Consider the following 18,484-nt stretch of genomic DNA (forward strand, 5'->3'; position numbering starts at 1 on the left):
TCTTTTATTGGTTTTTTGTTAAGGATATTTTATGGCTTTGTCCAACTCTATGAGGTTGTTATCTTCTTTCATCTGCTTTTGAATACTTTCTGTCATTTCTTTAAAACTTATATTGACAGGGTTTCCATTAGCATCTCCAATTCTTGTTTTAACATTTCTGGCTTTTATTTCAGCAAATGGATCATTGTAATAATCAATTTGTAATTTCTTATAAACATCCCAGGTTATTTCTTTTCCTTTCCGTAAATAGAACATATTATTTTTATCAGATTTTTTAATTCTGATAAGCTTAAAATCAAAATCTTTCTGTTCATCCGAAAGCTCAACAATTAAACCAGGAAGTCCATAAAATATATATGGACCCTCTTGTAGCGGACTTGCACCATCAAACCAGGCAAACCATTTGCGTCCACCATATTCTGCTATAGCTTTCTGACATTCCACGTCACCTATTTTCATTTTATCAGACAGAATCTGCCATTGTAGCTTGTTATTAATATTAATATAATATAAATCATAAAAGGCAGGATGTGTGACACTTTTATAAACTGTATTACTTATTAAGTTTTTGAATGAATATATACTTTCAAAAGTAGGTTTGCGACTCTGCCAATAACCATTTTTTTGCATCAGCGAATCTGCTTCGCGTGCTTTCTCTGACCTGAAAACAGATTGCTTCCCCAGAACATCCAAATAATAATATTCTTGTCTTACATTTTTTTTATCAGTCCTTAAAGTGAGCTCATATATAAAAGTAATATTCTGTGCAGTCAGAATATTCGCTACAAATAATAAAATAAAAAGTAATGGTTTCATGAAGGAATAAATAATATTCAGTATTAAAAAATAGAGAAAAGAGATACAAAATGTATCTCTCTAAAAAACCTGTAACTGATTCAACATCATTACATACAAGCATTATGGGACTCAATCACCTGCCCATTTTGTATCGTATACCAAAAACCACATTCTAATCCATATTGTGCACATATATCACCAGCTCCCGGCTGACAAAAATCTTTTACACCTCCTTGAACATTTTTTAAATTCTCTCTTGTAAGTCTTTTTAATTTTTTCATAATAAATGTTTTTTTTAATTATATGTCACTCCTGACATCCCGAAACTAAAAAACAAATATTACATGAAAGCAAAATAAACTTGCATATCTATTGTATATCAATAATTTACAAAATGTACACAATTTGTACAAATTAAATTCAGTAACTTAAATTACTCTTTACACTTAAAATTTTATATTTATTTCATTAATCACTTAAGCAAGTATTATTTATTTTATCAATTAAAATTAAAAACCTATTTTTGGGAAATTTGAAAATTGATTATATGAAGACTAAACATCCTAAAGGGCTGCCTTATCTGTTTTTTACAGAAATGTGGGAGCGTTTCGGGTACTACCTGATTCTTGGAATCTTTGTTCTGTATGTTATTGAGCCTACGGGTATGAAAGGCGGACTTGGACTTCCGGATAAAACTGCTGATGACATTTTCGGAACTTACATTGCCTTAACTTATCTGACTCCATTCATCGGAGGATTCCTGGCAGACAGGGTTTTAGGGTATATTAAATCTATTTATCTCGGTGGCTTTTTAATGGCTGCAGGATATATAGGAATGGGTGTTTTTAAGGATTTACCTTTGTTTTATACCTCTCTGGCGTTAATTATTATCGGAAACGGTTTCTTTAAGCCTACTATTTCAACGTTATTAGGAAACCTTTATTCTGAAGAACCTTATAAAGCTAATAAAGATTCCGGGTATAATATTTTCTACATGGGAATCAATATCGGGGCATTTATCTGTAACATTATTGCGGCTTTCATGCGTAATAAATTCGGTTGGGGTGAAGCTTTTATCACTGCCGGAGTAGGAATGCTTATCGGGATGGTTATATTTACTGTTGGAAGAAAGCATTATATCCACGCAGCACAGATGAAGCCTGTACAGGAAGGTGATACAAAACTTTCAGAAATTCTGGTTAAAGTATTTGTTCCTGCTATCATTGCCGGAGCAATAGGCTGGTTTATTCCTGATAATATTTTTGGAAGCGACAGTACGGATGCCTTTATTTTTGCATGTATCCCTGTTATTTATTTCTATGCTTCCCTTTACTTTAAAGCGAAACCTGATGAAAAAGCATCTATCGGCGCACTGCTTTCTGTATTTCTGATCAGTATGTTCTTCTGGGCTGTTTTCAAACAAAACGGTACAGCTTTAACAAGATGGGCCAATTATTATACGGACAGAAGTGTTCCGGCTTCTCTTGAAAAACCATTGGAAGGTATTTATATGGTAGATGGGAAAAGCTATGAAGATAAAGAAACTCCTGTATATGATAATCAGTTCCGCTCTCAGAAAGATGATAGCGGAGAGACTAAAAAGGAAATGGGAAAAGATGTTTATTTTAAAAACATATCTCCCGAACAACGTGCTGCTCTCGAGAAAAATCCTGAAAATAAAGTATATTTATACAATACAGAATTGTTCCAGTCTATCAATCCGTTCTGGGTTATTGCTTTGACGCCAGTTATTGTAGGATTCTGGGCATTATTGAGAAGGAAAGGAAAAGAACCTTTAACACCTACCAAAATTGTTTTAGGATTATTTATTTCCGGACTTTCCTGTCTGGTAATGGTTTTGGCAGTACTGGCGGGAGATAATGGTGCTGTAAAAGTATCTCCGTTATGGCTGGTTGCCAGCTATGGAGTAATCACTGTTGGTGAGCTCTGCCTTTCTCCCATGGGACTTTCTTTCGTTTCCAAGCTTTCTCCTGCAAGAATTACAGCCTTGATGATGGGAGGTTTCTTCCTGGCCAACTCTGTTGGAAATAAGCTTTCAGGAATCCTTGCAAGCACATGGTACAATTATGAAAACAAGACGAATTATTTCCTTGTGAACTTCGCTTTGTTAATATTTGCTACACTTTTAGGTCTTTCTATGCTGAAAAGACTGAACAAAATTATGAAGGAAAAAGGACATTAATCCCTGATATTATACAGATTAGCAAGCTGCGGAAGTGTTCCGCAGCTTTTTTATTTAAAAATAAAATTAAAACCTTGCCAAAAAACCAAAATAAACTATATTTGTCAGTCTTAACAAAAATTAACAATAGAAATGGATAATATTGAAGCATTGAGTCCGAAACCGGATGAATTTGTAGAGAATAAGAGTTCCAGGCATCCTAAAGGATTATGGGTTCTTTTCGGAACAGAAATGTGGGAGCGTTTCAACTTTTATGGGATGAGAGCACTTTTGACGCTCTTCATGGTAAATTCCTTATTAATAAAAGAAGCTGATGCAGCGATCATCTATGGTGGATTTCTAGCTTTATGTTATTTAACACCTCTTTTGGGAGGATTTATTGCTGATAAATATATCGGAAACAGATACGCTATCATTATTGGTGGATCGTTAATGGCTATCGGCCAGTTCCTTTTATTCATCAGTGCCTCTACGTTCTCCGCAGATATCAGCAGTGCTAAGCTTATCATGTGGCTGGCATTATTCGTGATCATTTTTGGTAACGGATTCTTCAAACCGAATATTTCCTCAATGGTAGGAAGCCTTTATCCAAAACAGGAAAAGTCTAAGCTGGATTCTGCCTTCACTATTTTCTATATGGGGATCAACATCGGAGCGTTCCTGGGGCAGTTCATCTGTCCATACGTAGGAGACGTAAAAGATGCTGCAACAGGAGTAAGAGATATCTTTGCTTTCAAATGGGGATTCTTAGCGGCTTCTATTGCAATGGTTATCGGAACGGTAACATTCTTTATCCTTAAAAATAAATATGTGGTAACTCCGGAGGGAAGACCTATCGGAGGATTGCCAAAAAATAATACAAGTGCTGATTTTGAAGAAGGAGAAACGCAGACTGCTAAATTCTCAGGTCAGGCATTAGGAATCACTGGAGGAATATTTGTTATTTTATTCTTTGTATTCAGATACCTTCTTGTAGGTGAGTTTGGATTCAATTCTGTAGAAATGGGGCAACTGATCAAAGGAATCATTTATCCGTTCATCTATTCAGCCGGTATTTCACTTGCCTTCCTAATTATGTCTTCTGCTGAAAATAAGGTGGAAAGACAGAGAATCTGGGTAATCTATATTGTATCTTTCTTTATTATTTTCTTCTGGGCAGCGTTTGAACAGGCGGGATCTTCATTAACATTTATCGCGGATAACCAAACTGACAGAAACATTTTCGGATGGAATATGCCGCCTTCAATGGTTCAGATCTTCAACGGAATCTTCGTTGTTATTCTGGCTGTTCCTTTCAGTTTAATCTGGGATAAATTAAGAGCTAAAGGAAAAGAACCGGTATCTCCGTTCAAACAGGCAATGGGTCTGGCATTGATCGCTCTTTCTTATTTCATTATTGCTCATAACGTAAAAGACCTTGGAAACTCAGGTTTATTAGCCATCAAATGGTTAATGTTACTATATTTCATCCAGACATGTGGTGAGCTTTGTCTTTCTCCGATTGGTTTATCATTGGTTGGTAAGCTGGCTCCAAAAAGATTTGCTTCATTACTGTACGGTGTTTTCTTCATTTCTAACGCCGCAGGTTATGCATTGGCAGGTTCATTGGGAGCACTTATCCCTGCAACAGGTGACAAATTCAAGAAAGCTGAAGAAATGGGTATTAATCTACAGGATGTTTTAGATAAAAAAGTAACCCTTACAGCGGATCAGGCAGCTGCTTTCGATAAAGCTCAGTTACCATTACACAACCCTACTTTTGTAGGATTCGAAATCCATAACTTATTTGAATTCTTCATGGTATTCGTAGTACTTTGTGGTATTGCTGCTGTAATCTTAGGTTTAATTTCACCTATCTTAAAGAAAATGATGCACGGTGTAAACTAATTGTATCAACAAAATATTATAAAACCTCTGCCAAGTCAGAGGTTTTTTTTATTTTCGTACGATGGAAATTTCCGAAGATTCTTTATTCCAATCCGTAAAGGAAATCATTAGGCAGTCGCGCGAAAAAGTTTTTCGGATAGCGAACTCTACTCTACTGCTTACCTACTGGCAGATTGGAAAACTTATTGTTGAAGATGAACAACAGGGAAAAGAACGTGCAGAATACGGAAAGTATACGCTGAAAAAACTTTCTCAGAAGCTTACCTTAGAATTTGGAAAAGGGTTTGATTATACAAACTTGTCTAATATGCGAAAGTTTTACACAGCGTTTCCAATTGTTGACACATTGTCTCAACAATTGAGCTGGTCCCATTACAGGCTGCTTTCAGCCCAGGATAATAAAGACAAAAGACATTATTACCTGAATGAAGCAGTACAAAACAACTGGAATGTAAGAGATCTTAAAAGACAAATCAATTCTCTGGCTTATGAACGTGTTTTAGAACATAAAAAATCTTCATCAGAAAGTATTCACAGTGTTTTAAAAGATCCTTATATTTTTGAATTCCTTGGTTTAAAAGCTGATGAACAATTCTCTGAAAAGGAAATTGAAACAGCTATTATTGATCATATTCAAAAATTTTTACTTGAATTTGGAAAAGGGTTTGCTTTCGTAGCGAGACAACAACATATTTCTACGGATACATCAGACTTCTACATCGATCTTGTCTTCTATAATTACATCTTAAAATGCTTTGTCATTATTGATCTGAAAACCGGAGAACTCTCTCATCAGGATATCGGACAGATTGATATGTATGTAAGAATGTATGATGATCTGAAACGCGGTGAAGGAGATAACCCAACCATCGGAATCTTACTATGCTCAGAAAAGGATGAGACTATTGTAAAATATTCCGTTTTGAATGATAAAAACAATTTATTTGCCAGCAAATACCTGCTGTACCTCCCAAAAGAAGAAGAATTAAAACAAATTATTGACCAGGACAGAATCCGTTTTGAGCTGGATCAGGAAAATAAAAACCCTAATTAGAACTTAATCATATATCATTATGAGCTTAACTTTAGATGAAATACAAAATTTCAAAGGAAAATATCCCAGACAGATCTGGAGCCTGTTTTTCTCTGAAATGTGGGAACGCTTCTGTTTCTACGGAATGCGTGGAATGCTGGTCTTCTTCATGATCTCACAGCTTAATTTCCATGAAAAAGAAGCCAACCTTCAATATGGTGCCACGCAGGCATTCGTATATGCCTTTACTTTTGTAGGCGGCCTTTTTGCCGATAAAATTTTAGGATTCCGAAAATCCTTGTTCTGGGGAGGTCTCCTGATGATCGTGGGAAGTTTAATCCTTGCTACAGATCCCCATAAATTCTTTTTCCTCGGAATAGCATTCACCGTAGTTGGGACAGGTTTTTTCAAACCAAATATTTCATCTATGGTTGGACAGCTTTACAAACCGAATGACTCAAGAGCTGATGCCGGTTTTTCACTTTTTTATGCGGGGATTAATCTTGGCGCATTGCTGGGTGGTTATTTATGTATTGCCATTGGTAAAGGAGAATTTTTAAGCAACATTATTGCGGAAGAAATGAGATGGCATATTGCTTTTGGACTGGCTTCAATCGTAATGGTAGTAAGCTTAATTAACTTTGTATTTACGCAAAGAACATTAGGTACTATCGGATTACAGCCGGGGCACCCTTTAGCAGAAGTAAAAACACCTCCAATACCAAAATGGAAAGAATACGGAGTATATGTGCTGTCATTGGTTTTTGTGCCTATCATTATGACAATGGTTGCTAAAACAGAATATACGGATTATTTTATGTGGACAATCGGGCCACTGACTTTAATCTATTTATTCTATGAAATGTCTAAAGTAACAGCTTCTGAACGTAAAAAACTTTGGGCTGCTTTGGTTTTCATTATTTTCTCCATCATATTCTGGGGTATTTATGAGCAAAGCGGTGGCTCTTTAAGCATTTTTGCGGCTAAAAACCTGAACAAAGACCTTTTCGGACTAGATCCTAATGGCGTTAATAACTCGGGAGGAGCCTTCTTCATTATTTTCCTTGCTCCGCTTGTAGGCCTTCTCTGGATCTGGCTGAACAAAAGAAAGATTGAGCCTAACACCATTATCAAATTCGGATTAGGATTTATTTTCCTGGGATTAGGATATTATGTCTTATTTGCAACCAGACTATTTGCAGATCTTCAGGGAATTACTTCATTAAACTTCTTCACGCTGGCATTATTAATCATTACCCTTGGAGAATTATGCCTTTCTCCTATCGGGTTATCTATCATGACAAAACTTTCTACCAAGAATCTTCAGGGAATGATGATGGGAATGTGGTTCCTTGCTTCAGCGTATGGACAGTATGTTGCAGGGATTATCGGGGCCAGCCTTGCGACATCAAAAGAAGGTTCCAGCAACTATGATGCTTTGATCACTTATACTGATGGATATAAACAATTGGGATTGTATGCGGTAATTGCGGGAGTGGTATTAATTTTGATATCTCCGTACGTGAAAAAATTAATGCAGGATGTAAAATAGAAAATAAGTAATTATGCTTATTTTTACCTAAATATCACAATATGAAGAAAATTTTAAGCATAGTTCTCTTACTTCTATTAAATTTTCACTTTGCCCAGGTAAAGTGGATGACCATTGAGGAAGCTTTAAAAGCTCAAAAAGAAAATCCCAAAAAGATACTTATTGATTTTTATGCGGACTGGTGTGGCCCCTGCAAGATTATGGATAAGAAAACATACGGGCATTCTGTAATTGCACAGAATCTGAATGAGAATTACTATCCTGTAAAGTTTAACGCAGAAGAAAAAAAGAGTATTGAGATCTTTGGAAGAACATTTTCCAATCCAGATACTGAACATAAAAAGGGAAGAAATTCTCTGCATGAGTTCACACAATATATGAATGTAGGCGCTGTTCCAAGCACTGTATTTCTGGATGAGCATGGAGATCCTATCACCATTCTTCAGGGGGAATTGTCTGCCAAAGAATTGGAACCTTACCTGGAACTGATCTCAAAAGATTTATTCAAAAAGATTAAGACCAGGGAACAATGGGAGGATTATCAGAAAAAGTTCAAATCCAAAATCAAAGATTAATTCAGAATGTAAGCCTGTCTTTTCAGGTTCAATTCTAAAAATTCGCCATACAGACTTTCAATTTTTTTGGAAGTCTTTTTTATTTTACCGAAATTCGGACCTTTGTTTTTTCATATAGATCTGGAGATGTTGAAATCAGATCACAAATCAAAAAATGACTTTAGAAACTTCCATAGAATACGTAAAAGGAATAGGTCCGGAAAGAGCCAAACTCATTAAAAACGTGTTGGGCCTGTCTACTGTAGAAGATATGCTGAACTTCTATCCTATCCGCTATCTGGATAAGAGTAAGATTTATAAAATATCCCAGCTTCAGGAAGAAAGCAGTCAGGAAATACAGCTGAAAGGAAAAATCACCCAGGTGCAGGAAATCCAGACGGGCAAAACCAAGAGATTATCTGCAAAGTTCAATGATGATACCGGCAGTATGGATCTCGTATGGTTTCAGTATTCCAAGTGGCTGAAAGAACAGCTTCCGATCAACAAGGAGGTTTATATTTTCGGAAAGATCAATGTTTTCAACCGCCAGTTTTCTATGCCGCATCCGGAAATAGAAGCTGAAGAAAAAAAAGAAGGCGATACCCGCCTGAAACCGATATATCCAAGCTCTGAAAAACTGACAAAAAGAGGATTAAATCAAAGATTTTTTCAGAATGCTTTAAGAAACATCTGTAAAGAAATTCCAAGTCTTATTGAAGAGAATTTTCCGGATTATCTGATGAAAACATTCAAGTTCATGTCAAGACAGCATGCTTTTCTGAATATTCATTTTCCAAAAGATCAGGAACATTTTGATAAGGCTGATTACCGGCTGAAATTTGAAGAATCATTTTTCTTTCAGTTAGGATATGGTTTAAAAAAACTTCATCACAAAACACAGTCTCATGGTAATCCTTTTCCTATTATCGGAGATCATTTCAATAATTTTTATGAAAATCACCTTCCCTTTGATCTCACCAATGCCCAGAAAAGAGTTTTAAAGGAAATCCGTATGGATATGAAAAGGCCTATCCAGATGAACAGGCTTTTGCAGGGAGATGTAGGATCAGGAAAAACAATGGTGGCACTTCTTACCATGCTTATTGCAATGGACAACGGCTTTCAGAGCTGTCTGATGGCTCCAACGGAAATTCTTGCCCAGCAGCATTATAATGGAATTAAGGAACTGCTGGAAAAAACAGGAATCAATATCCGGCTTCTGACAGGTTCCACCAAAACTGCAGAAAGAAGAATTATCCATGAAGAACTGGAAAATGGGACCCTTTCTATTTTAGTGGGAACCCATGCTGTTTTAGAGGATAAGGTTAAATTTAAAAATCTCGGATTAGCCATTATTGATGAACAACACAGATTTGGAGTTGCTCAACGGGCTAAGTTATGGGCTAAAAATAAAATTCCGCCTCATATTCTGGTGATGACAGCCACTCCTATTCCAAGAACTCTGGCCATGAGTTTTTATTCTGATCTGGATGTTTCTGTGATTGATGAAATGCCGGTAGGAAGAAAACCTATTATTACCGCTCATCGCCGGGAAAAAGACAGATTGTATGTCTATAATTTCTGTAAAGATGAAATTAAAAAGGGGCGCCAGGTTTATTTTGTATATCCGCTTATTGAAGAATCCGAAACGTTAGATTATAAAAACCTGATGGAAGGTTTGGAGCATGTCATGGATTATTTTTCAGAATATAATGTGACCATGCTTCACGGAAAAATGAAACCGGATGAAAAAGACGCTGCAATGGCTTATTTTGCATCAGGAAAAGCTGAAATTATGGTCGCAACAACAGTAATTGAAGTTGGGGTAAATGTTCCCAATGCTTCTGTGATGGTAATTGAAAGTTCTGAACGATTCGGGCTGTCACAGCTTCATCAGCTGAGAGGGCGTGTAGGAAGGGGCGCTGAACAGAGTTACTGTATCCTGATGACTTCCGATAAATTATCTAAGGAAAGCAGAACCCGTATCAGGACAATGACTGAAACCAATGATGGTTTTAAAATTTCAGAGGTTGATATGCAGCTTCGCGGCCCGGGAGACATTCTGGGTACGCAGCAAAGTGGCGTGGTGGATTTTAAAAGATTAGATCTCATTAATGATTCAGCGATCATTAAAACAACAAAAAATACGGTAGAAAAAATACTGGAAGCGGATCCTCTGCTGTCCAGACCTGATAATCAGATCATCAAAAATTATTACATCAGATATTACAAAGGAAAAAATAAGTGGAGTAAAATATCATAAAAAAACCGCAGAAAAAGATTTCCTGCGGCCCCCTTATAAAACTGTTATTTAGAAGAAATTACTTTTTGTTCTCTGTAAAAAATTTATTTTAATAGTTTAGACTTAATATTTTGTGATGTGGTGTGAAAATATTTATATAATAATGATGTAGTCAAAGCCACAACTATTAAAATAAATTATAAAAAAACAAAATGAATTATTTTTTCCAACTTGCTTATTATAAAAACTAACTGTGTTTCGATGGAGATGAGGGAATGAAACGAATAAAAATACCTCCAACTACTTATTGAGTTTTCATGATTGTACCGTTTTGTTTAAAGATCTTCTGTGCTTAAAATTGGAAAATTATTATAATTCATTTTGTTACTAACATCGTGATTTATATAATTTTGTTATAGAAACAATTACTCTTCATTCATCTGTATCTTCCACTTTATAATGAAATTTGTGTCTGAGTTTACTTTTACAAATGTCAGTATATTAATCCGGATCCTTTTTATATTATTTTAATGATTAGTTATAAAATTTTCACCTATTTGTGAATAGCATGCATTAAATACGATTTTAAATCTGTTCACAATAAGTTAACAAATCCTTTATTCATCATACTTTCAGTATAAAATTATCCTTATTCAATCCTGAAGTATGATATTGCCAATTGATCGTAATAATTTCTGTAAGCACCTTTTTCAGCTTCTCAAAACATTCAGGTTTTTTCATAAAAATATTGGCTCCTTTTACAAAAATATCTTCAATTTCATTTTCAGGAATCGGTTCAGAAAAAATTGCAGTCACCATATTATTGAATTTTGAATTTGAGTTAATTTGTTCCAGACATTCCATGCTGTCTTTTCCGGGAATTGTATAGTTTATAAAAACAATCTCAGGAACTACTGCATCGTCATTATTCAGGTATTCCATCAGATTTTTCCCGTTATTGAAGCATTGGACTTTTATAGAGATTTTCAACTCTTTCAAAATACTTTTAAAAAAAATTAAGGTGTTTTCATCGTTATCCGCTACTATTACTTTCAGAAATTCTTTATTCATACTGCATTTTAGGGTTTATTGCCGTGCTTTGTACTCTTCTTCGTCTGCCAATAATCTTTTGAAACTGAGATGGAGTAATTCCTGTTGTATTTTTAAATTGGGTACTCAAATGCGCCACACTGGAATAATTCAGTTTATGGGCAATTTCTGTGAGGCTCTGCTTATTTCTTATGATTAATGCTTTTGCATGTTCTATCTTTTGCAGAATAATAAAATTCTCAATAGAGGTATAGGCAACCTCTGAAAACAGGTTGGAAAGATATCCGTAACTGTGGTTTAGTTTCTCAGAAATATAGATAGATGCTTTTACGGGAATAATTTCATCAGAAAAGACAAGCTCCACAATAGCATCTTTTATTTTCTGTACAAGAGCGGTTTTCTGGCTTTCTATGATCTCAATCCCATAATCTTCAAGGTTTTTCTTAAAAAGATTGTGCTGTTCCTGGGTCAGGGGCTCATAGAATTCCACCTCGCCGAAGTTCAGCAACCTGTACTTCAGCCCGTGTTCTTTAAGTTTTTCGTCCAATACCTTTTTGCAGAGGGCATTGAAATCAAATTTAACATACATTTTCATCCTAGTATATATAAAGCCAATTTTATTTAGTAAATATAGCAAATTATTTCATTTAAAAGTGAAATAGGTGTATATTTTTAAATTTTGTTTATATACGAAAAAACTCCTGTATTGTTGAATACAGGAATTTAAACACTAAGGATGAAAAAAATATACTGATAAAAAGCTGAGTCAGCTCAAAACCAAGCATATGAATGTATTGTTAAAAGTGATTTGGTTCTGAAACAAAGATGAATTAAAAAAAGAACTCACCTGTTATAGAATTACAGGATAAAGTTACAAAATTTTAAGTCAATCAATTGTGAATTAGGAATTCCATCAGATAATCATCCATTACAAAACCGTTCCCGATATCAAAAACCCCTTCGTCATAAACCCTGTATCCCTAGGATTCGTAGAAGTTTCTGGCAGAATTATATTTGTTCACATTCAGAATTATCCTGTTGTTTCCGTTTTCAGAAACTTTCCCATTCAGAAACTGAAGCGCAGCTTTCCCAAATCCTTTCCCTTTACTTTCGGGAACCAGATAAATACGGTGCAATTTGGTTGTATTTTCCTCATAATTATGCTCATATCCGATAAAGCCTTCATAGCTGTCATTAAGCTCATCCTGAATAAGATAATAATGATAATGTGGGTTTTGAAGATGACTCAGAATCTCAGATTCAGAATACATTTCGGAGAGCATAAACTTCATTTGCTCCTTCGAAAGAATGTCTGCATATGCATTTTCCCATGATCTTTGTGCAAGATCCTGAATCAAAGGAATATCTGCTGCTGTTGCCTGTCTTAATTTCATGATTGGTTATATTATCGTGATTAAAAAAAGTGAAAAGCCTAGACTTTCCACCTTTTGTATTATTGAATGACAGTTGATGAATTTTAATACATAGTCAAAATTCATTTTCCCGTTTCTTATTAAATATTTGCCATTTCAGCCTTAATTTTTGCATGAAGGCCTTCTGATGCTTTTACCAAAGGAAGTCGCAGATAGTTTTTAATGATTCCTTTCTCTGCAAGAATTACTTTGATACCGCAAGGGTTTCCTTCAGCAAAAATCAAACGGGTAATATCTACCAGCATGTTGTGGATTTCATAAGCTTCTTTTACTTTTCCTTCAAAAGCCAGCTGTACCATCGTTGAGAACTCTTTAGGATACGCTTGTGCAATTACAGAAATCACTCCGTCCCCTCCTGCCAATGTTACGGGCAAAGTATACTCATCATCTCCGGATACTAAAGAAAATCCTTCAGGTTTCTTTCTGAGAATATCAAAATACTGTAAAATATTCGGTGCCGCTTCCTTAATCAAAAATAAATTAGGGAATTCTTTTGCAAGGCGAATTGTTGTATCCGCTTCTATATTCTGTCCTGTTCTTGAAGGGACATTATAAATGATAATATTTTTCCCTGTAGAAGCCAGAGCTTTATAATGCTGATAAAGTCCTTCCTGATTGGGTTTATTGTAATATGGAGATACTGAAAGTACTGCTTCAAATGCAGAAAGATCAGCTTCTTCAATCTGTTTCTTGACCTCAAGAGTATTGTTGCCGCCAATTCCTAAAACCAAAGGAAGACGTTTATTATTCACCTTAATGATATGCTCAATTACCTGTTTCTTCTCCTCTGCAGAAAGCGTTGCGGCTTCTGCCGTAGTTCCCAATACTACTAAATAATTGGTTCCGTTTTCGACATTATAATCAACCAGTTTTGTTAAACTGTCGAAGTCAACGGATAAATCTTCATTAAAGGGTGTCACCAATGCAACACCTACTCCTTTTAAAATGCTCATCTGTTAGAATTATTTTTGCCAAATTTAATCATTTACAGTAAGAATTTGTAATAAATAATAATGTTTTATTATACATATAGTTATATTTGCATATACTAAAAGATTATGAAAAATAAATTCTTGTTATTAGGAATTGCCCTGGCGTCCCTTACTGCATGCAAAACGGCCTCTGCGCCGCAGCTTGTGAATGTAAAGACCCAGAAAAATATTTCTATTAATAATGAGCTAAAAAATGATGAGGAATTTGTAAAATTTATTGAGCCCTACAAGCAGAAACTGGACAAAGAAATGAACCAGAAGATCTCCCACACCAGTGTAGATCTTACCAAGCAGGGCGATAACAGCAATCTGGGAAATCTTTTAGCTGACTATACGTTTGAAGGAGGTAATGAATGGATTAAAACTCATCTTAAGCAAAACGTAGACGCTGCACTGATTAATATCGGAGGAATCCGCACCACAATCGGAAAAGGAGATATTTTACTGAAAAATGTATTTGAGGTAATGCCTTTTGAAAATGAAGTGGTGATTGTAAAAATGAAAGGAGCAGATTTACAGGGACTTTTTGAGTATTATGCAAAAACGCAGGTCAACAATCCTGTTTCTCATTTATATATTGAAACAAAGAACGGACAGGTAATCAAATCGTTAATCAATGGTAAAACAGTAGATCCGGCTAAAGATTATTATATTGCCACTTCAGACTATCTTGCACTGGGAGGAGACAATATGAAATTTTTTGCCAAGGGAGAATCCATTGCAACAGGGATTAAAATGAGAGACTTATTTATTGATTATTTTAAAAAGTCTCCTGAAGTTGTAACCAATTCAGATGTTCGTTTAAATTTTATCGGGAAGAAATAATGGATAGAAAAAGTTTTTTAAAAGTAATAGGAGGCGGATCTTTAGCAATGGCTTTAGCTCCCAATATGATGATGGCGGAAGAATTAAAAATTCTTGATGTAAAATCCGCAAATAAACTGACTATTCTTCATACCAACGATCAACATAGCAGAATAGAGCCTTTTGACTCAAGTTATACAAAAAACCCTAATCAGGGAGGTTTTGCCAGAAGGGCGAGCTTAATTCAGCAAATCAGAAGTCAGGAAAGCAATGTGCTTCTTCTTGATTCAGGAGATATTTTCCAGGGAACTCCTTATTTTAATTTCTTCGGAGGAGAACTGGAATTCAAATTAATGTCCATGATGAAATATGATGCATCCACTATGGGAAATCATGATTTCGACAATGGTCTGGACGGATTTTTAAAAGTGCTTCCCAATGCGAAGTTTCCTTTTATCTGTTCCAATTATGATTTTAAGAATACGGTTCTGGATGGGAAAACTTCCCCTTATCAGATATTCAACAAGAACGGAATCAAAGTTGGAATTTTCGGAGTGGGAATTCAGCTGGATGGCCTGGTAGGTAAAAAACAGTATGGAGAAACCGTTTACTCCAATCCGATTGATGTAGCCCAGCATTATTCAAATTTCCTGAAAAAAGAACAGAAGTGTGACCTGGTAATTTGTCTTTCACACATCGGCTACGATTACAGAGACGAACCGGATAAGATAAGTGACAAAATTTTAGCGGCTAACACAGAAAATATTGATATTATCCTGGGAGGCCATACGCATACATTCTTACCGGAACCTCAATCCTTTACCAACAGACAGGGCAAAAATGTCCTTGTCAACCAGGTAGGATGGGCAGGTCTCCTTTTGGGCAGAATAGATTTTTATTTTGATACAAACAAAAACGTACAGCATATTTCCTGGAACAATCAGGTAATAGATAGCAGCATAACCGCATAATATGAAAAAACTCTCTATAATTTCTCTTGGTATTTTAGCATCCCTGCAGCTGACAAAAGCTCAGGTTATTTCATCCAAAAAGTGGGCAGATCTGTTTTCCTACAACAAGATTCTGGCAATGAAAGAAGACAATGGAAAAATCATTGCAGCCACAGAAAACGGAATATTCTATTATACAATGTCAACGGGAGAAATTACGAAGTTGTCCAAAGCCAATGGTCTGCACAATATCGGGATCACGGCTTTTGATTATAATCCACAGACTAAAACAGGTCTTATCGGTTATGAAAACGGATCTATGGATGTTATTACCCCACAGGAAATCAAGTATATTGTTGATATTCCTATTGCTACGGGTTATAACGGAAATAAAAAAATCAACCACATTTCTATAACCGGAGATCAGGCTGTCATTTCTGTAGGGTACGGAGTTTCCATATTTAACCTGCAAAATAAAGAATTTGGCGATTCTGCATTTTTCCTTACCGGCGGGGCTTATCAGGCCAGTAATGAAGCTACGATATTCGGGAATAAAGTATATTCCGTAACCGATACAGGATTGAAAAGCCATCAAATGAACACTACTTTCCCGGTATACTCTACCTGGACAACCGAAATACCCGGAGCTTTTAAACATATAGATTCAGAATCAGAACTGGTTTATTCAACTGCAACGGCGGCATATGTTTACAATAATGGTGCCCCGATACAGCTTCCGACAACTTTCGAGAATATACGTGATGTTGTGATAAACTCCAATAATGTTGTGGTTACAGATAACAGGGTTTATACTTATGGTATCAACGGAGTGTCACAAAATGCAGTAAGCCTTGGTGAGGAATGCAATACTGCCATAACAGCTGGAGGAAAAATTTTAGGAGGAACAGTATTATCAGGGATAAAGGATGAAAGTAACAATACTTTTAAACCTTCCGGACCTTACTTCAACTACGCCTATAACATTAACCTTTTCGATAATAATCAGCTTCTGGTTTCTTCCGGTGCCAGAGCCAATAATTATAACCACCCGTTTATTCAGCCACAAGAGCCGGGGTTTTATTATTTTAACGGTACAGAATGGATTTATCCTTCTTTTTTCAATAAAAGCAATCCAAATCGCCCAACCTTTGTCAATGTACTGGATGCTATTATAAGTCCTTATAACAGTAACGAAGTTCTATTTACCAATTATACAATGTTGGCTAATGGGGTGTATAAAATGAAATATAATGCTACAAGCAAAGATTTTGAACTTGTAAAATATTATAACCTTGGGGCACAGCCTTATTACAGACGTCCTGTAGGATTTGCCGTAGATCCGCAGAATAATCTATTTGTTTCTTTTGGATTCAACGATGGAAGCCCATCAATCGGAATCTACGATAAAGCCAGTGATGATTTTCTTATCAAGAAAATAGTTCTTGCCAGTGATGGAATACAAAAGACTGTTTATTATGAAAATATGCTATGGACTCCTCTGCCAAGATCCAATAATTTCTGGGTATATGATTATAAGAACGCATTGAACCTTTCTGATGATACGGATTATATCCTGGACAGTTCTAATGGGTTTAACAGCTCGGGAGGAATATTATCAGTAGCATTTGATAAGTCCGGTGATGCCTGGATTGGAACAGACGAAGGTCTAAGGATCATGCCAAACGCGGCATCAGAAATAAAAAGTGCCCAGCCTAAAGTAGAGCCTATAGTTATAGAGCAGAATGGTTTGGGTGAAGAGCTTTTCAGAGAATCAGCAATTCTTCAAATTGCAGTGGATGCTGGTGATTATAAATGGGTATCTGTTGACGGTGGTGGTGTTTACTACCTGTCTTCGGACGGCCAGAGAACCATAAAGCATTTTACAAAGGAAAATTCACCTCTTCCTACAAACAGTGTTACTGATATAAAAGTTGATAAAAAAACAGGAAAGGTATATTTTGTAACGTATAACGGTATTGTGACCTATCAGGGAGATGTAGCAGATGTGACATCCAATTTCGGTGATGTTGTAGTGTATCCTAATCCTGTTGTTTATTCTAACTTCAAAGGAAAAGTTACCATTAAAGGTCTTGCGGAAAAAACCAATATAAGAATTGTAGATGCTGCGGGAAATGTAGTGCATTCTGCTGTAGCCAGAGGAGGATATTATGAATGGGATCTGAACAATCAGAAAGGGACAAGAGTAGCTTCAGGGATTTATTTTGTCCTGATGACCAATGAAGACGGATCTGACAAAGCTACCGCCAAAATAGGAGTGGTTAATTAATGAATTCACAAAACGGATTTTTACTTTCATTTATAAAATACGGAGAAAATGATGCTGTATTGCATTGTTTTACAGAAGAAGAGGGTTTTCAGAGCTATTTTCTGAAAGGAATTTATGCTAAAAAGAATAAGAAAAAAGCCCTGTTACAGCCGCTGAGCCAGCTCAATTTTTCTGTCAATCCATCACGGGGCAACGGAATCCCGTCTGTTTCAAAGTTTGAATTGGTAAAAAACAATGACATTTATACAGATATAAAGGTCAATACTGTTATTTTCTTTATTTCGGACTTTCTGAGTCATATCCTTAAATATGAGAATAAAAACATTCCGATCTATTCCGGTATTGATGATTTTGTGAGTGAACTGACCAACAAAAATTATCAGGCACACCTGCTTTTTTTACTGGCTGTTTTAAAAATACAGGGAGTTGCTCCATTATTAAGTGAAGGAAAATTTCTAGATCCGGAAACCGGAACTTTTTCTCCGGGAATGTGCCATCAGCTGTTCAATGAAGAAATTTCCACATTATGGAAAGAAGCACTTTGTACAGAAGATTTTTATGCCACAAAAATCCATTCTTCATTAAGAAAAGATTTTCTGGACAGTCTTTTAGTGTACTATCACTATCATATTACAGACTTCAAAACTCCGGCTTCATTGGAAATTATCCAGCAGATATTTGAGTAGCCTATAAAACAGA

16 protein-coding genes are annotated in these 18,484 nt (G+C 35.7%); 10 read left to right on the forward strand and 6 right to left on the reverse strand.

The window, feature by feature from the left end:
* Nucleotides 1-18: 18 nt before the first annotated feature.
* On the reverse strand, nucleotides 19-816 hold the full coding sequence (locus ACE3RB_RS05590; RefSeq protein ID WP_374463344.1) for a GLPGLI family protein: 798 nt from the start codon (nucleotides 814-816) through the stop codon (nucleotides 19-21).
* An 89-nt stretch (nucleotides 817-905) separates the two neighbouring features.
* Nucleotides 906-1,079 (reverse strand): hypothetical protein, encoded by a 174-nt coding sequence (locus tag ACE3RB_RS05595; protein ID WP_374463345.1) that lies wholly within the window; start codon nucleotides 1,077-1,079, stop codon nucleotides 906-908.
* Nucleotides 1,080-1,345: 266 nt separating this feature from the next.
* On the opposite strand from ACE3RB_RS05595, the gene ACE3RB_RS05600 reads away from it, so the two are divergent.
* The 6 genes from ACE3RB_RS05600 (at nucleotide 1,346) to recG (ending at nucleotide 10,290) form a co-directional block, all read left to right on the forward strand.
* Nucleotides 1,346-3,001, forward strand: coding sequence for a peptide MFS transporter (locus ACE3RB_RS05600; RefSeq protein ID WP_374463346.1), 1,656 nt, complete (start codon nucleotides 1,346-1,348; stop codon nucleotides 2,999-3,001).
* 132 nt (nucleotides 3,002-3,133) lie between these two features.
* Entirely contained in the window at nucleotides 3,134-4,888 is a 1,755-nt protein-coding gene (locus ACE3RB_RS05605; RefSeq protein ID WP_374463347.1) for a peptide MFS transporter, read from the forward strand.
* Between the two features lie 61 nt (nucleotides 4,889-4,949).
* Nucleotides 4,950-5,942: a YhcG family protein gene (locus tag ACE3RB_RS05610; RefSeq protein ID WP_374463348.1), complete on the forward strand. Its 993-nt coding sequence runs from the start codon at nucleotides 4,950-4,952 to the stop codon at nucleotides 5,940-5,942.
* Between the two features lie 19 nt (nucleotides 5,943-5,961).
* Nucleotides 5,962-7,473: a peptide MFS transporter gene (locus ACE3RB_RS05615; protein ID WP_374463349.1), complete on the forward strand. Its 1,512-nt coding sequence runs from the start codon at nucleotides 5,962-5,964 to the stop codon at nucleotides 7,471-7,473.
* 41 nt (nucleotides 7,474-7,514) lie between these two features.
* A complete protein-coding gene (locus ACE3RB_RS05620; RefSeq protein WP_374463350.1) occupies nucleotides 7,515-8,048 on the forward strand; it encodes a thioredoxin family protein in 534 nt (177 codons plus the stop codon).
* A 154-nt stretch (nucleotides 8,049-8,202) separates the two neighbouring features.
* Nucleotides 8,203-10,290, forward strand: coding sequence for an ATP-dependent DNA helicase RecG (gene recG, locus ACE3RB_RS05625; RefSeq protein WP_374463351.1), 2,088 nt, complete (start codon nucleotides 8,203-8,205; stop codon nucleotides 10,288-10,290).
* 603 nt (nucleotides 10,291-10,893) lie between these two features.
* On the opposite strand, the gene ACE3RB_RS05630 is transcribed toward recG, so the two are convergent.
* The 4 genes from ACE3RB_RS05630 to dapA all read right to left on the reverse strand — a co-directional run bounded on the left by ACE3RB_RS05630 (nucleotide 10,894) and on the right by dapA (nucleotide 13,705).
* Nucleotides 10,894-11,340 (reverse strand): response regulator, encoded by a 447-nt coding sequence (locus tag ACE3RB_RS05630; protein ID WP_374463352.1) that lies wholly within the window; start codon nucleotides 11,338-11,340, stop codon nucleotides 10,894-10,896.
* Complete coding sequence (locus ACE3RB_RS05635) at nucleotides 11,333-11,914, reverse strand: helix-turn-helix domain-containing protein (RefSeq protein WP_374463353.1); 582 nt, start codon at nucleotides 11,912-11,914, stop codon at nucleotides 11,333-11,335. Before ACE3RB_RS05635 ends, ACE3RB_RS05630 begins: the two co-directional genes overlap by 8 nt.
* Nucleotides 11,915-12,299: 385 nt before the next feature.
* Nucleotides 12,300-12,713 carry an N-acetyltransferase family protein gene (locus ACE3RB_RS05640; RefSeq protein WP_374463354.1) on the reverse strand — a complete coding sequence of 138 codons (414 nt, stop codon included), beginning with the start codon at nucleotides 12,711-12,713 and terminating at the stop codon, nucleotides 12,300-12,302.
* Nucleotides 12,714-12,832: 119 nt separating this feature from the next.
* Nucleotides 12,833-13,705 (reverse strand): 4-hydroxy-tetrahydrodipicolinate synthase, encoded by an 873-nt coding sequence (dapA, locus tag ACE3RB_RS05645; protein WP_374463355.1) that lies wholly within the window; start codon nucleotides 13,703-13,705, stop codon nucleotides 12,833-12,835.
* Between the two features lie 105 nt (nucleotides 13,706-13,810).
* Between dapA and ACE3RB_RS05650 the strand changes: the two genes are divergently transcribed.
* From ACE3RB_RS05650 to recO, 4 genes are read left to right on the forward strand one after another with little or no spacing between them, the layout of a single operon-like run.
* Entirely contained in the window at nucleotides 13,811-14,569 is a 759-nt protein-coding gene (locus ACE3RB_RS05650; RefSeq protein WP_374463356.1) for a 5'-nucleotidase C-terminal domain-containing protein, read from the forward strand.
* A complete protein-coding gene (locus ACE3RB_RS05655; protein WP_374463357.1) occupies nucleotides 14,569-15,519 on the forward strand; it encodes a bifunctional UDP-sugar hydrolase/5'-nucleotidase in 951 nt (316 codons plus the stop codon). The genes ACE3RB_RS05650 and ACE3RB_RS05655 overlap by 1 nt, the downstream gene beginning before the upstream one ends.
* Nucleotide 15,520: 1 nt before the next feature.
* Nucleotides 15,521-17,785: a hypothetical protein gene (locus ACE3RB_RS05660; RefSeq protein ID WP_374463358.1), complete on the forward strand. Its 2,265-nt coding sequence runs from the start codon at nucleotides 15,521-15,523 to the stop codon at nucleotides 17,783-17,785.
* A complete protein-coding gene (recO, locus tag ACE3RB_RS05665) occupies nucleotides 17,785-18,471 on the forward strand; it encodes a DNA repair protein RecO (protein WP_374463359.1) in 687 nt (228 codons plus the stop codon). The genes ACE3RB_RS05660 and recO overlap by 1 nt, the downstream gene beginning before the upstream one ends.
* Nucleotides 18,472-18,484 lie beyond the last annotated feature (13 nt).

Origin of the sequence: Chryseobacterium sp. (assembly GCF_041914225.1) — a bacterium.
In the GTDB taxonomy this organism is placed as follows: domain Bacteria; phylum Bacteroidota; class Bacteroidia; order Flavobacteriales; family Weeksellaceae; genus Chryseobacterium.

Bases quoted from the DNA above. Each gene is read 5' to 3' on its own strand.
- ACE3RB_RS05590 (WP_374463344.1), bottom strand. From the start codon at position 816: ATGAAACCATTACTTTTTATTTTATTATTTGTAGCGAATATTCTGACT.
- ACE3RB_RS05595 (WP_374463345.1), bottom strand. From the start codon at position 1,079: ATGAAAAAATTAAAAAGACTTACAAGAGAGAATTTAAAAAATGTTCAA.
- ACE3RB_RS05600 (WP_374463346.1), top strand. From the start codon at position 1,346: ATGAAGACTAAACATCCTAAAGGGCTGCCTTATCTGTTTTTTACAGAA.
- ACE3RB_RS05605 (WP_374463347.1), top strand. From the start codon at position 3,134: ATGGATAATATTGAAGCATTGAGTCCGAAACCGGATGAATTTGTAGAG.
- ACE3RB_RS05610 (WP_374463348.1), top strand. From the start codon at position 4,950: ATGGAAATTTCCGAAGATTCTTTATTCCAATCCGTAAAGGAAATCATT.
- ACE3RB_RS05615 (WP_374463349.1), top strand. From the start codon at position 5,962: ATGAGCTTAACTTTAGATGAAATACAAAATTTCAAAGGAAAATATCCC.
- ACE3RB_RS05620 (WP_374463350.1), top strand. From the start codon at position 7,515: ATGAAGAAAATTTTAAGCATAGTTCTCTTACTTCTATTAAATTTTCAC.
- recG (WP_374463351.1), top strand. From the start codon at position 8,203: ATGACTTTAGAAACTTCCATAGAATACGTAAAAGGAATAGGTCCGGAA.
- ACE3RB_RS05630 (WP_374463352.1), bottom strand. From the start codon at position 11,340: ATGAATAAAGAATTTCTGAAAGTAATAGTAGCGGATAACGATGAAAAC.
- ACE3RB_RS05635 (WP_374463353.1), bottom strand. From the start codon at position 11,914: ATGAAAATGTATGTTAAATTTGATTTCAATGCCCTCTGCAAAAAGGTA.
- ACE3RB_RS05640 (WP_374463354.1), bottom strand. From the start codon at position 12,713: ATGAAATTAAGACAGGCAACAGCAGCAGATATTCCTTTGATTCAGGAT.
- dapA (WP_374463355.1), bottom strand. From the start codon at position 13,705: ATGAGCATTTTAAAAGGAGTAGGTGTTGCATTGGTGACACCCTTTAAT.
- ACE3RB_RS05650 (WP_374463356.1), top strand. From the start codon at position 13,811: ATGAAAAATAAATTCTTGTTATTAGGAATTGCCCTGGCGTCCCTTACT.
- ACE3RB_RS05655 (WP_374463357.1), top strand. From the start codon at position 14,569: ATGGATAGAAAAAGTTTTTTAAAAGTAATAGGAGGCGGATCTTTAGCA.
- ACE3RB_RS05660 (WP_374463358.1), top strand. From the start codon at position 15,521: ATGAAAAAACTCTCTATAATTTCTCTTGGTATTTTAGCATCCCTGCAG.
- recO (WP_374463359.1), top strand. From the start codon at position 17,785: ATGAATTCACAAAACGGATTTTTACTTTCATTTATAAAATACGGAGAA.